The 11,999-nt window shown below is 59.0% G+C and carries 16 protein-coding genes; 13 read left to right on the forward strand and 3 right to left on the reverse strand.

All coding sequences use genetic code 11. The features are described from left to right. Nucleotides 1–51: 51 nt before the first annotated feature. The 5 genes from P186_RS01105 to P186_RS01125 all read left to right on the forward strand — a co-directional run bounded on the left by P186_RS01105 (nucleotide 52) and on the right by P186_RS01125 (nucleotide 5,378). Nucleotides 52–741, forward strand: coding sequence for an amino acid ABC transporter permease (locus P186_RS01105; protein WP_014287529.1), 690 nt, complete (start codon nucleotides 52–54; stop codon nucleotides 739–741). A 3-nt stretch (nucleotides 742–744) separates the two neighbouring features. Then, nucleotides 745–1,479, forward strand: a complete 735-nt coding sequence (locus tag P186_RS01110) for an amino acid ABC transporter ATP-binding protein (protein WP_014287530.1) — start codon at nucleotides 745–747, stop codon at nucleotides 1,477–1,479. Between the two features lie 20 nt (nucleotides 1,480–1,499). Further along, on the forward strand, nucleotides 1,500–3,362 hold the full coding sequence (locus P186_RS01115; protein WP_014287531.1) for a molybdopterin-dependent oxidoreductase: 1,863 nt from the start codon (nucleotides 1,500–1,502) through the stop codon (nucleotides 3,360–3,362). A gap of 484 nt (nucleotides 3,363–3,846) precedes the next feature. Further along, nucleotides 3,847–4,551, forward strand: a complete 705-nt coding sequence (locus P186_RS01120) for a TatD family hydrolase (RefSeq protein WP_014287532.1) — start codon at nucleotides 3,847–3,849, stop codon at nucleotides 4,549–4,551. After that, nucleotides 4,539–5,378 (forward strand): metallophosphoesterase family protein, encoded by an 840-nt coding sequence (locus tag P186_RS01125; protein WP_014287533.1) that lies wholly within the window; start codon nucleotides 4,539–4,541, stop codon nucleotides 5,376–5,378. The genes P186_RS01120 and P186_RS01125 overlap by 13 nt, the downstream gene beginning before the upstream one ends. Here P186_RS01125 and dcd read toward each other — a convergent pair. Continuing rightward, entirely contained in the window at nucleotides 5,375–5,905 is a 531-nt protein-coding gene (gene dcd, locus P186_RS01130; protein ID WP_014287534.1) for a dCTP deaminase, read from the reverse strand. The two genes, P186_RS01125 and dcd, sit on opposite strands and share 4 nt — an antisense overlap. Nucleotides 5,906–5,997: 92 nt before the next feature. On the opposite strand from dcd, the gene P186_RS01135 reads away from it, so the two are divergent. Next, nucleotides 5,998–6,501 carry a hypothetical protein gene (locus tag P186_RS01135; RefSeq protein WP_148682582.1) on the forward strand — a complete coding sequence of 168 codons (504 nt, stop codon included), beginning with the start codon at nucleotides 5,998–6,000 and terminating at the stop codon, nucleotides 6,499–6,501. On the opposite strand, the gene P186_RS01140 is transcribed toward P186_RS01135, so the two are convergent. Further along, nucleotides 6,498–6,770, reverse strand: a complete 273-nt coding sequence (locus P186_RS01140) for a MoaD/ThiS family protein (RefSeq protein ID WP_014287536.1) — start codon at nucleotides 6,768–6,770, stop codon at nucleotides 6,498–6,500. The two genes, P186_RS01135 and P186_RS01140, sit on opposite strands and share 4 nt — an antisense overlap. A gap of 110 nt (nucleotides 6,771–6,880) precedes the next feature. On the opposite strand from P186_RS01140, the gene P186_RS13980 reads away from it, so the two are divergent. The 7 genes from P186_RS13980 to P186_RS01170 all read left to right on the forward strand — a co-directional run bounded on the left by P186_RS13980 (nucleotide 6,881) and on the right by P186_RS01170 (nucleotide 11,291). Then, nucleotides 6,881–7,054: a hypothetical protein gene (locus tag P186_RS13980; RefSeq protein WP_014287537.1), complete on the forward strand. Its 174-nt coding sequence runs from the start codon at nucleotides 6,881–6,883 to the stop codon at nucleotides 7,052–7,054. Beyond that, the gene (locus P186_RS13985) at nucleotides 7,038–8,252 is read left to right on the forward strand and encodes a zinc ribbon domain-containing protein (RefSeq protein WP_014287538.1); all 1,215 of its coding nucleotides are present in this window, start codon (nucleotides 7,038–7,040) and stop codon (nucleotides 8,250–8,252) included. Before P186_RS13980 ends, P186_RS13985 begins: the two co-directional genes overlap by 17 nt. Beyond that, entirely contained in the window at nucleotides 8,239–8,730 is a 492-nt protein-coding gene (locus tag P186_RS01150; RefSeq protein ID WP_014287539.1) for an MGMT family protein, read from the forward strand. The genes P186_RS13985 and P186_RS01150 overlap by 14 nt, the downstream gene beginning before the upstream one ends. A 38-nt stretch (nucleotides 8,731–8,768) precedes the next feature. Beyond that, nucleotides 8,769–8,999 carry a ferredoxin gene (locus P186_RS01155; protein WP_148682583.1) on the forward strand — a complete coding sequence of 77 codons (231 nt, stop codon included), beginning with the start codon at nucleotides 8,769–8,771 and terminating at the stop codon, nucleotides 8,997–8,999. Then, nucleotides 8,996–9,613 (forward strand): HAD family hydrolase, encoded by a 618-nt coding sequence (locus P186_RS01160; RefSeq protein WP_014287541.1) that lies wholly within the window; start codon nucleotides 8,996–8,998, stop codon nucleotides 9,611–9,613. The genes P186_RS01155 and P186_RS01160 overlap by 4 nt, the downstream gene beginning before the upstream one ends. 95 nt (nucleotides 9,614–9,708) lie before the next feature. After that, the gene (locus P186_RS01165; protein ID WP_014287542.1) at nucleotides 9,709–10,602 is read left to right on the forward strand and encodes a phosphate signaling complex PhoU family protein; all 894 of its coding nucleotides are present in this window, start codon (nucleotides 9,709–9,711) and stop codon (nucleotides 10,600–10,602) included. After that, the gene (locus tag P186_RS01170) at nucleotides 10,599–11,291 is read left to right on the forward strand and encodes a DUF1614 domain-containing protein (protein ID WP_014287543.1); all 693 of its coding nucleotides are present in this window, start codon (nucleotides 10,599–10,601) and stop codon (nucleotides 11,289–11,291) included. Before P186_RS01165 ends, P186_RS01170 begins: the two co-directional genes overlap by 4 nt. A gap of 230 nt (nucleotides 11,292–11,521) precedes the next feature. Here P186_RS01170 and ribC read toward each other — a convergent pair whose 3' ends face one another. Beyond that, on the reverse strand, nucleotides 11,522–11,980 hold the full coding sequence (ribC, locus tag P186_RS01175) for a riboflavin synthase (protein ID WP_014287544.1): 459 nt from the start codon (nucleotides 11,978–11,980) through the stop codon (nucleotides 11,522–11,524). Nucleotides 11,981–11,999 lie beyond the last annotated feature (19 nt).

Below are 11,999 nucleotides of genomic sequence, written 5' to 3' on the forward strand. Positions count from 1 at the left end.
TAAATCAGCCGCGCCGTAAAAAGCTTTTTAAATCGGCGAACTAGCCGCGGTATGGCTATAGAAAACTATTTAGAAGCTCTTCAATACGTCGTACTCGGCATACCCACAACCATGTCTCTTGCACTCCTCTCTTTTGTAATAGGGCTAGTTCTGGGCTCCATACTCCTGCTGGTCAGGTTCTTCCTGCCGAAGCCGCTGCCTTGGCTGGCCTCCGCCTACGTAGAGGCGTTCCGCGGAACACCCCTCCTGGTGCAGATATTCATAATATACTTCGGGGTGGGAGGCTACTTGAAGAGCTACGGCATTAACATAGATCCGTTCACCGCCGGGGTGATAGCCTTGGGGCTCAACAGCGCCGCCTACCAAGCCGAGATATTCCGCTCGGCGGTCCAAGCCATCCCTATGGAGCAGTACCTAACCGCCGAGGCCTACGCCTTTACGAAAACCCAGACGTTTCGCCACATCATCATGCCTCAAGCCCTTAGAATCGCCCTCCCCGCCCTGATGAATGAGCTGGTCCTCCTGATAAAAGACTCCTCCCTAGTGGCCGTCATAGGCGTCACGCCCCCCGACATATTTAGAAGAGCAGACTACTACTCCGCGTCTAAATTCGCCTACTTCGAAGCCTACATGGCGGCCGCGACTATATACTTCATAATCTGCTACACCATGGTGAAGATCAGCCACCTCATCGAGCGGAAGTACGCCATACCTGGATATTTAAGAAGAGGCATAATATAGGCCATGTCCGCCATAGTCTCCGTAAGAGACCTCCACGTGTCCTACGGAGCCTTGGAGGTTGTGAAAGGCGTGGATCTCGACGTGGCACAGGGGGAGAAGGTGGTGATAATGGGCCCCTCCGGCTCAGGCAAATCCACCTTCCTCCGGTCGCTTATCTGGCTGGTAAAGCCCAGAAGCGGCCGCGTGGTGATCGACGGCGTCGAGGTCTCGCCGCAAACCCTCATGGAGGTTAGGAAAAAGATCGGCTTTGTATTTCAGCACTACAACCTCTTCCCGCACCTCAGAGTGGTGGACAACATCGTGCTCCCCCTCGTAAAAGTCCACAAGCTCACCCGCGCCGAGGCCCTCCAGAGGGCTGAAGAGGCCCTGAGGGTGGTGGGCCTCTTGGAGAAGGCCAGGTCCTACCCCCTACAGCTCTCCGGCGGGCAACAACAGAGGGTAGCCATAGCGAGGGCGCTGGCCATAAGGCCCAGGTTGCTGATGCTCGACGAGCCCACCAGCGCCCTCGACCCCGAGCTCGTGGAGGAGGTGCTACAGGTGCTGGAAGACGTCGCGCGGAGGGGGACGACTATGCTGATAGTTACCCACGAAGTGGACTTCGCCCTAGACGTGGCCGACAGGGTGGTCTTCTTCGACGGGGGCAAGATCGTGGAGGAGGGCCCCCCCGACATTTTATACAACCCAGCCACGGAGCGTTTTAGACAATTCCTAAAAAGGCTCCACAAGAGAACAGCTTAAGAAGGGAAGTCGGGAAGTATATGCCAGTCGTAGCTTGCACGAGGGACTGCTACGACACCTGTATATTCAAGGCGGAGGCGGGCAACGGGGGCCTCAGACTGACGCCGATAGGCGAGTTTCCAACCCTTGGCTTCACCTGCGCGAGGGGGCGTGCGGATGTGAAGCGCCTCGCCTCGCCGAGGAGGGTGAAGGCACCTCTGCTCAGAGGGGAGAGGCAGGTGGTGGAGGTCAGCTGGGGCCGCGCCTTGTCCGAGCTCGCGGAGAGGATCAGAGAGGCCGATCCGAGCCGCGTATTGCACATAGACTACGACGGGAACCAGGGCCTGCTGACGTGGTACTACCCCCAGAGGCTTTTCAACCTCCTCAAAACCGCCTCCACCGACTATTCGATATGTAGCGCAGAGGGGCACGAGGCGATTAAGCTACACTGGGGGAGGTCCTACGGCGCCATGCCCGAGGAGCTGGGGAGGAGGCCGGTGGTTTTCTGGGCCCTCGACGCGGCGGCCTCCTTCATCCACGGCTGGGCCCTGGCCAAGAGGGGGAGGAAGCCTACCGCCGCCGTGGACGTGTTGTGGACAAACACGATGAAGCACGTGGACCTCCCCGTCCTCGTGAGGCCGGGGCGGGACGTCGTGCTGGCGCTGGGCCTCGCCCGGGAGTTAATCCGGCTGGAGGCCTACGACAGGGAGTTCGTGGAGAGGTACACATACGGCTTTGAGCAGTTTAGACAGTACATAGAGAGCTTCACCCCCAAGTACGTGGAGGAGGAGGCGGGGGTGCCCAGAGAGGTCCTCCACCGGCTGGCTGAGTTCTACCTCAAGAAGCCTGTGACAGTCATTGGCTTCGCCATTGGCCGCACTGAGAACGGCGGCGAGGCGGCGAGGGCCATATCGCTACTGCACGCGTTGCTGGGGGATCCCGGGGGCTTCTACTACTCCAACACGGGGGCGTGGGGGATAGACTTCGCGTACCTCCGCGGCCTCTACGCCTCCAAGCCGAGCAGAACGGTGCCCATGGGCCTCGTCGGTACGTTAATACAGCAGTTCGACGTGGTGTACGTGTGGAACGCCAACCCGGTGCTGACGCTCCCCCAAGGGGATAGAATAGCGGAGGCCGCGGCGAGGGGCGACGTTACTCTGGCTGTGCACACCCCCCTCATGGACGAGACGTCCGAGGCCGCCCACATAGTGCTCCCCGCCCCCCTCTACCTCGAAAAGGACGATGTGGTGTACAGCTACTGGCACAACTACCTCGTGTACAACTCAGCAGTGGCCGACCCCCCCGGCGAGGCGAGGAGGGAGACGTGGGTGGTGAAGAAGCTCGCCGAGCTTCTAGGCGCCGCCGAGCACCCATTAATGAAGGAAGATCCTTGGGACGCGGTGGACAGAGCCATCAAGGGCACCGGCGTCACGCTTAAGGAGCTCAAGGAGCGGGGCGTCGTCAAGCTGAGAAGCCCCGACTACTACAGCTACCCCACGGCGACGGGCAGGGTGGAGTTCTACAGCGTAACCGCCGCCAGCCGCGGGCTACACCCCCTGCCACAGTACAGAAGGCCCCCCGAGGGGCTCTACATACTAACCTTCCCCCCAAACCCACTCTACACAAACAGCCAGTTTAGAGACGTCTACGGCGAACCTGAGCCCGTGATCTATGTAAACCCCGAGGACTACGTCGGCGACTGCGTGGTGCTGTACAACGACGCCGGCGAGGTGGTCCTGAGGGCTAGGCAGAGCCCAGACGTCCCGCGCGGCGTGTTGGCATACTACGGCATCGGCAGAGATCTAAAAGGTAAGCCCATCAACGCGGTGGCGAGAGGCGAGCCGGGCCCGTACGGCGGCACCCCCAAGCTGTACACAACCTACGTAAAAATGAGGAGGTGTTGACTTTATTTATGCCCCCTTTCTGCTCTCCGGGCGTCCCTAGGGGCCTGGGGGGTCCCTGGTGATTCCCCGGACGGGGCCGCCAGGAGGGTCGGCGCCGCCCCTTCGGCGAGCCCGAATATAAGCGCAGTTTCGCCTCCCGGAGCCCTCGCGGGAGGCGGGGCGGGCGTCGGCATATCCATGTTTCTAGAAACAGATCCCCTATTTATGAATTAACGATCGGCACTTAATTACGCAGAGGCGGCGTCTGTTCACGTCAGACGCTCTTCTTGAGTTAACGTTTGACATTTTTCTTGATTCAGGAAGAACATACGGCGGCGAGTCAGGAAGAATATAGAAGGGAGAGTAGAAAGCTGTAGCTGGTTTTAAACCCTGGCGTATACGTGGGGGCTGTCCACTACGTCTATCTGGCCGTGGCCGGGGGGCGGGTGGCGTATGTGGGTGTGGGGAAGCGAGACTTTATTTAACCCACTCGCGTGGAGGGTACGTGTTCGACAATCACATCCACTGCCACGAATTTCCGGGGGAAGAGCTCTCCCAGTACAGGGGGGAGTGGACTCTTGTGTGCGTCTCAGACGACCTTGCGTCGTCGAGAAAGACGGCGGAGCTAGACGGTGTGGTGCGGTGTCTGGGGATACACCCGTGGCAGGTGGAGAAGGCGGAGCCGGGGGACCTGTCCGCAGTCCTCCGCATGGTGGAGAAGTCGGAGGCGCCTTGCGTGGGAGAGGTAGGGCTGGACAAAAAGTTCGTCCCCCACAGCTACGGGAAGCAGGTGGAGTTCTTCCGCGAGTTCCTCCGCCTCGCCAGGGAGCTCGACTTGGTTGTGAACGTCCACGCCCCTGACGCGTGGGCCGACGCCGTAGATATGCTGAGAAGGGCAGACGTGGACAGGGCCCTCATCCACTGGTACACGGGGCCCCTCGACCTGCTAGAAACCATCCGCGACCTCGGCTACTACATCTCGATAAACCCCGCGGTGGCCATACAGAAGAAGCACCAGGAGGTCGCCAAAAACGCCGACCGGAGAATTGTCCTTCTGGAGAGCGACGGGCCGTACGAATATAGGGGGATGAGACTGGCGCCCCCCGCCATTAGAAACACGGTGGAGAAGCTGGCGGAGCTCTGGGGAACCCCCACAGACCACGTCGTAGAGATCGTGGAGGCAAACGCCAGGCGCCTATGGCGTCTGTAGAGGAGATAGTGGACCTCCTGGCCAGGGTGAGGGCGAGAGGCGCCGGGTTTGTCCTGCGCCTAGAGGGCAGATACACGGCGGTTGGGGATCTGCACGGCGACGTGGACACTCTGGAGAAGGTACTGGAGGAGTGGCCCGCGCCCTACCTCTTCCTAGGCGACTACGTGGACAGGGGAAACAGAGGCCTGGAGGTGGTGACCCAGGTGTTCCAGCTATACGTCGAGGGGAAGGCGGTTGTGTTGAGAGGCAACCACGAGTCGCCCCTCATGAACATCGACGGCGGCTTCCTAGACGAGCTCTGCGAAAAACTGGGGAGGCGGTGCGGCTACATCTACAAGGAGTTTGAAAAAACCTTCGCCTCTCTACCGTTAGCGGCGCTGTTGAACGGCAGGGTGGTTGCGTTGCACGGCGGCATCCCGCTGAGAGACGACATGAGCCCCGCGACGCTGGGAGAACTAGAAAAAATATCAGGAGACCTAACCACCCCCCAAGACCCACTGGCGTTCCAAGTACTGTGGAACGACCCCTGTCCCTGCGACAAATACGCCCCAAGCCCCCGGGGCCCCGGCATATGGCTCTTCGGGAGGGAAGCCACCAAGGCCTTCCACAGGACGCACAACACGGCCACTGTCTTGAGGGGCCACACCTACATACCCCAGGGCTGCGCCTCCCACCACGGAGGCGCCGTAGTCACGGTCTTCACCTCAACCGCGGGGCCCTACAGAAAAACCAGACCCAAGATAGCGCTGGTCGACGACGCGGTCCAGGTCTACGACTTAGATGCAAAGAAGCCTGCCCAGTGCCCCGAGGACGTAGACGTGTTTTAACACTCGCCCCTTAAGCCCTTGGGCGGGGTGACGCCCCTCTGCCCCTGGTAGAGGCCGGCGTACTGCGCCCTGCCCTCCGCCTTGACGAGGACTAGGTGCAGGAAGCGCATGCCCCTCCTCAGCACAATGGTGTTGGGGCTGTTGTTTACAACTTCTATCGTTATGTTGCCCTCAAAACCCGCGTCGACGATCGTCGGAGGTATGACAAGCCCGTAGCGAGCCAGGGTGGAGCGGAGGTTCGCGAGGCCCACCACGTCGTCGGGCATCTTGACGTACTCCTCCGTTGTGAGCAGGACGAAGTTGCGGGGCGGTATCACCACCTCGTCGGCCTTCACAATGCGGAATAGATGCCTCGCGTTTTCAAGCTCACATGGGGCCACCACGGACCCCTCGTAGGCGTAGAGTGCATACTCGCCGCCTATCCGCAAGTCGAGGCCGTTCTCCCTGACCGTGTCCGGGTAGAGGGGATCCACCCTAAGCCTCCCCGTCGAGATTAGTTTTTTCAACTCGTCGTTTGCCAGAATCATGCCTAATTAATGGGGTGCGTTAAAAGGGCTGTAGCCAGTATACGTCGCCATTCCCAACAATACTCTTATATTCCCCCGGCGGGGTGGTGGCGATGGATCTGAGACAGCTAGTTGAGTCAGTATCGCAGTACATGAGCCACCCCGTTGTGGGGGGCTGGATGTGGTTTATGATAATTGCCTTCGCCATCGCGTTCATAGCATCGATGCCGCCGAGGCGGCCGCTGTCCGGGTGGGTTGGCGACTTCTTCATCAAGTGGGGCCTGGCCGGGATTCTGGTGTGGTTCGTGGTCAACGGGATATGGGCCATACGGGAAGTCATGGGGCAGAGGCTGATACTGCCCTTCACGCCGCTCGAGGGCTACCTGGAGTACGCCTCTGTGTGGAGCGCGGTGCTGACTGGGATGGCCACCTTCCTCTTCTTCGGGTCTACGCTGTTGCTCAGAGCAATATTCGCACGTGAGGAGCTCCCCAGCGGCGTTGTTTACTACAGACAGGAGGTGGTTATCGCGAACCCCGACGCCAACGTGGCGGCGCCGCAGGCCGAGAAGAGAAAGGCGCCGGTAGTGGTGGTGGACAACAGGAAAAAGAGGCGCTAGCCCGGGTGGATGTAGGCTAGTATCAAAACCACGTCCTCTTTTTTCACAGGCGTAGAGAGGCCGGACAGTAGCCTTATGTCTACGTCGTTCACGGCTATGTATATGTCGGCTCTCGGCCTCCCGTCCTCCCCCACCACGCGTCGGTACAGCTTCTGGGAAACGGCAGACAAGTTGCTGAGCACCTCCTTGACCGTAGCCCCCTCCACCTCTAGCTCGTCCCTTCCACCCGCGAGGGCCACAAGCACCCCGGCGAGCTTAACCCTGGGCACCTCTATGTAGTAGCTTTAATATATAACTCTGTTTAGGAAGGCGATAAAGGCAACTGCAAGCCTCGACCTTTAGGGCGGGGTAAAGCTTTTTAGCAGACATTAATTTAAGCATGGTGGTAACGAGGTCCGTCGCCGTCCCGCTTCTACTGGACGGGAACCAGCTTCTGGACTACCTGGAGCTGGAGAGAGGGTACAGAAAAGCGAAGAAGGCCGTGGTGGGCCACCTCGTCCAGACGTATAGGGGAAAGAAGGCAAAACTTCTTCAAGGTGTGGGGCGAGGTTAAGGAGGCCGTCAAGCAGACTGGACTCCCCTTCGCCTACCAGCAACAGGCAGTGAAGGACGCCGTGGAGGCCTACAACTCGTGGGCTGAAGCTGGGGGAAAGCCTCCCGCGGTTAGGCGCGTCTCCCCCTACGGAGACGAAAGGGCTTGGCGGTTTGATAGACTAACTGCCATCTCTCTACGTCTTATGAGCGGCCGCATAGTGGCGGAGCTCTGGCCTCACAAGCGGTTCTGGCTCTACGAGTGGCTTGCCAAGACGGGCAGGGCCACAAGGGCCTCCACGATTAGGCTGAGGCGCGTCGGAAACCGAGTTTACGCCGTCTTCGTATACGAGGTGGAGCCGGAGGCGCCGAGGGAGCCTACAGCTGTAGTCGCTTTCGACGTGAACGAGAACACCATCGTCGCGGCTAGAGTCGACCTTAAAGCCACGGTAGACAGAGTCGCCCAGTGGAACCGGCAGTGGGTGCAACCCCCCATCTCGATTAAGGTGCTCCTCACCGACTTCGGAAGGCTGGCCAAGCGCTACGGCGCGATCAGAAGGAGGTGGGCGGAGGAGCTCTCCGTAGAGATAAACGGGAAGAGAACGTCTGGCGCCCACACGAGGGAGTACAAGAAGAGAGTCAAGAGGTTGAGGGAGGGGGACAGAAAGCGGGATAGGGTCAACAGGATAGCTCACGCGCTTACTAAAGAGCCTACCATTCTAGTAACGGAGAACGTGGGCAAGAAGCCGCAGGAGGAAATGATTGTGGACAAAAGGAGTCCACAGCTGAGGCACCGCATAAAGCAGACGCCTATGAAGGCAGTAGTCGGCAAGGTAGCCGACAAGGCGACTGAACGCGGCTTAAGGTTGGTGCTTGTGTCTTCGTACAAGAACTCGCAGATCTGCCCAATACACGGAGAGCGGCTGTCCTTCCCGACGGAGCCTAAGATAGGCCTCTGCCCAAGGGGACACTGGGTACACAGAGATGTCGCGGCTGTGTTGAATATGCTGTGGAGGGCTGTGGAGAGGCTAGAGCCGGAATACTCGGAGATCGTAAAACAAGCACTATCCACTGTGGACGAGAAGATACTGGAGGAGTGGAGCAGGACAGTCCTCGAAGCCGAAGGGCCCGACGTGCTGGCCCGGGCCAGCCCCATGACCCCGCCGGGCGAGGAGACGGTGATCCCGGCGGGGATCGAGGGCGCCCATGAGCCGCCCTAAGGGAACCTCCGCCCCTCAGGGCGGGGAGGAGGTCAGCTGCTCCAAATACGGCCCCGTCGTCGTCGGGTGGGACGGCGCTAGGATCTTCACGAACCCCGCTGGTTGCTCTCGGTGGGTGTCTCTCCGGGAGCTTGTCGGCGAGGTGAGGCTGGAGGGAGTGGACAGGCGGCTTCTATATCTGCTGGGGGTGCCGAGGGGCTACGTCACGACCTACAAGCTATACGCCGAGGTGCTGGGCACGAGCCCCCGGCACGTGGGGAGGCTAATGGCTTCAAACCCCCTCCCCGTCGTCCTGCCCTGCCACCGGGTGGTTAAGAGCGATCTGTCGCTGGGGGGCTACACGGCAGGGGTGGAGGTGAAGAGGGCCCTCCTCGCCTACGAAGGTGCGCTGTGTGGGGGTAGGCCTTGCCGCGTCGCCAGGCCTCGGCTTGTGGAGGACTGGGGAGTGGCGCTTCTGGAAAGCCTGGGACTTCGTTGAGGGGGGTAATGTTATATATAGACTTCGCTTTTTGGACTATGCCAGTGAGAGTGAGAATTGACAGATCTAGGTGCGTCGTGGCGCATTTCTGCCTATTCTACGCCCCCACGGTCTTCATACCGGGAGACGGGGGGAAGCCGGTTGTCTCCTCTGAGTATGCAAAGGACGGTAGCGTCGAGGAGGGGGTTGTGCCTGACGAGCTCTACGAACAGGTCAGGGAGGCTGAGAGGCACTGCCCCTCGAGGGCTATTAAGGTGTACAGGGAATGAGGTACAGGGCGGTTATCCTCGACGTCGACGGCGTTGTGACGCCTTTCCGCTCCGCGTGGCAGAGGCTACACGCGGTTCTGGGCACCGACGGCTCTCTGAACCGGGCGCTGTACAAGCTGGGGGTTATTGACTACTACGAGTGGGCGCTTTACGACGCCTTGCTTTGGCACGGCGCCCCGAGGGGGGTTGTGGAGGCGTATTTCCAAACGACTAGGGGGCTGGAGGCCTTGTGCAACGTGTTGCGGGAGGCGGGTGTGTACACCGTCGCCGTTTCGGCGGGGGTGGGCTACACCAGGAGGGTGTCTCACTGCTTCCACTTCTACGTGGTGAACGACCTGGTGTATAGAGACGGGGCTGTGTACTCGGTGTCTGTCTCCGTGAGTGACAAAAATAAGGAGGAAGTGGCCGGCAAGATTCTTGAGCACCTCGGCGTGGGGTGGGAGGAGGCCGTGGCGGTGGGAGACGGCGAGGCCGACCTGCCCATGTTGAGGAGGGCTGGCTACTCCATTGCGTTTAACCCAGCCAGCGAGGAGGTCGCCAGGGCGGCTAAGGCGGTTATTAGGGCTGAGTCGCTTCACCCCCTGGCCAAGTTTTTAAAGGCCTTGTTAAGATAGGTTGTGATGACCACATCCGATTTTGAGTTGTGATGGGGCCGTCCCAGGCTGACGATCAGCCCTATAGAGATATATAGCGGGTATTTGGGTGGGCTGTGGAGTTGAGGAGAATTATCAGGGTGGGGGAGAGGTCTTTTGGGATTACTCTGCCTAAGGAGTGGGTTGAGGTGCACGGGCTGGGGGTGGGCTCACCTGTGAAGGTTATTGTGGATAGGGAGAAGATAACTGTTTTGCCTAGCTCGGAGGCGGGGGCGGCGAGGAGGGTGTCGATCAAGGGCGACGACGTGGAGAAGATTGTGCGTGACGTTATTGCGTACTATATAGAGGGGGCGGATGAGTTGGAGATTGAGACGAGGAATATTTCGGAGGTTGTGACGAGGATTGAGGGCAAGTTGCCGGGGGTTGTGTTGATGGAGCTCAGCGGCGTCTTGAGGCTGAGGATTGTTACTAGGGAGGATATAAACATCGACGAGGCGGTTAGGAGTATGTACACCACGGTGGACGCCATGTTCGCCTTGTTTCTCCAGATGCTTAGCCTAGACAGGAGGGAGCTGGCTGAGGAGATCCTCCGCCTCGACGATCAGCTCGACCGCCTCTACTTCTTTTCTCTTAGGACTGTTAAGCGGAATATTGTACAGAGGCCTGAGCACTACGTGGATTACGTAATTACGATAAAGAATCTTGAACATGTCGGCGACGCGATTGACCGCGCCACTAACTACTATCTGCAGAACGTCGTGGCTTGCAAGGCGGAGGTGCTGGACCTCTTCAAAAAGGTGTATACATTTATGCAGGACGCGTTCAACGCCTTCTACAACAACGAGACGGGGAAGGCGCTGGCCGTCTTGACTAGGCGCGCCAAGCTGGAGAAGGAGGCTCTCCAGATCATATGTCCGCAGGCCGCGGCCATCATGCACGAGGCGGCTTCTATTGTAGGTTTCGCGGCCGATATTGCGGAGGCCGCCTATTCAAAGGCGGTGAGGAGATGAGGATAATCATAGCGTGGCCTTTTTACGGGGTGCTGGGCCTGCTCTACGCCGGGCTGGCCGTCTTGCTCATGCCCTTCTTCACACTCTCCTTTGTAGACGTCTTGAGGACTTCGGGCATGCACATAGTCGCGGCTTTACTTCTAGGTAGCTCAATAACGCTCCTGAGCCTCGTCACGAGCCCCGTCAACGTCGTGGTGTACTCCTTCTCTCGGAGGGAGTACCTCCCAGTGGTGGACTACGTAGTTGTGTTCGGAATCCCCGTGCCGATACCCCAGGTGGTTTTTAGAGAGGAGAGATCCTACCTGGCTGTTAACCTAGGCGGCGCCGTGGTTCCGCTGGCGGTGGCCACCTTCCTCATGGCTCAGTTTTTTAAGCCGGAGCTCCTAGCCTCCATAGCGGCGGCGTCTGTGTTGACAAACGCAGTGAGCCGCGTGGTGCCTAACATAGGGGTTGTGACCCCCGCGCTGGCTCCCCCCATCATCGCCGTGCTTTCCGCCCTCCTTGCCGGAGGAGGGCCTGTAGCCACTTACATAACTGCTGTGTATGGCACCATCATCGGGGCGGATTTGCTAAATCTAAGGAGGGTGCTCAGGCACAAGCCGCCCTTTGTCTCTATCGGCGGGGCCGGCGTCTTCGACGGCATATTCCTAAGCGGAGTCGTCGCTACCCTCCTCTCAAAATTATTCTAGAGAGGAGGCGGATCTACGGCAACGGCGGGAGGCGTGGGGGCGCCTTGCCGTAGCCGCCCTGGGTTTAAGACTTCAATACTTTAAATAGATTTCTATTGAAAAAGATAAAAGATGAGTCAAATTTAAAAATTATATTTCTTTTATTTGTTTTTTATAGGTCTGGCGCGGCGTCCCCTTTATTAATATAGATGGATTTTAAATATGTCATATAGTGTAACATTGATAAAAATTTATATAATCTCCCCCGCGTGGGGGTACCCCTGTCTCACCCCCTTCCCCGCGTACTGCTCCAAGCCGCCTCTCAGCATCTGCACCAGGTTCCATACATGTTTCCTCGTCCTATCCAGCGCAATTTCCTTCAACTTCTTGTCGTCGCCGCCCCCCTCCTCCTCGTGTACAGTCACGTCTAGCACCAAGACGCCGGTTTCTATCTGTAGATGCATGAGGCCTATGGAGGTGGCTAGGTAGCTGTATTTATCCACCGGGGTGGGGCCCACCCACCCCAGCACGATCACCGCGTCGCACCCCTCTTTTATCAGCTTCAGGGCCCCCCACACGGTGTTTTTTATGCCAGGCACAGTCAGCCTCCGCACCGCGGTGTGTGGGAGCAGGCTTTTCAGCTCGTCGATAGCCACCGCGCCCATGTCCACCCTGGCGAAGGTTGTGTCGACGACGCCTATGCAAGACACGGCTTAATAGAGCATAGTA

The organism is Pyrobaculum ferrireducens, assembly GCF_000234805.1.
GTDB lineage: Archaea > Thermoproteota > Thermoprotei > Thermoproteales > Thermoproteaceae > Pyrobaculum > Pyrobaculum ferrireducens.

Excerpts from the sequence above, each read along its gene's own strand:
- P186_RS01110 (WP_014287530.1), top strand. The coding sequence starts at position 745 with ATGTCCGCCATAGTCTCCGTAAGAGACCTCCACGTGTCCTACGGAGCC.
- dcd (WP_014287534.1), bottom strand. The coding sequence starts at position 5,905 with ATGATTCTGGCAAACGACGAGTTGAAAAAACTAATCTCGACGGGGAGG.
- P186_RS01135 (WP_148682582.1), top strand. The coding sequence starts at position 5,998 with ATGGATCTGAGACAGCTAGTTGAGTCAGTATCGCAGTACATGAGCCAC.
- P186_RS01150 (WP_014287539.1), top strand. The coding sequence starts at position 8,239 with ATGAGCCGCCCTAAGGGAACCTCCGCCCCTCAGGGCGGGGAGGAGGTC.
- P186_RS01160 (WP_014287541.1), top strand. The coding sequence starts at position 8,996 with ATGAGGTACAGGGCGGTTATCCTCGACGTCGACGGCGTTGTGACGCCT.
- P186_RS01115 (WP_014287531.1), top strand. The coding sequence starts at position 1,500 with ATGCCAGTCGTAGCTTGCACGAGGGACTGCTACGACACCTGTATATTC.
- P186_RS01170 (WP_014287543.1), top strand. The coding sequence starts at position 10,599 with ATGAGGATAATCATAGCGTGGCCTTTTTACGGGGTGCTGGGCCTGCTC.
- P186_RS13980 (WP_014287537.1), top strand. The coding sequence starts at position 6,881 with ATGGTGGTAACGAGGTCCGTCGCCGTCCCGCTTCTACTGGACGGGAAC.
- P186_RS01125 (WP_014287533.1), top strand. The coding sequence starts at position 4,539 with ATGGCGTCTGTAGAGGAGATAGTGGACCTCCTGGCCAGGGTGAGGGCG.
- P186_RS01105 (WP_014287529.1), top strand. The coding sequence starts at position 52 with ATGGCTATAGAAAACTATTTAGAAGCTCTTCAATACGTCGTACTCGGC.
- P186_RS01155 (WP_148682583.1), top strand. The coding sequence starts at position 8,769 with ATGCCAGTGAGAGTGAGAATTGACAGATCTAGGTGCGTCGTGGCGCAT.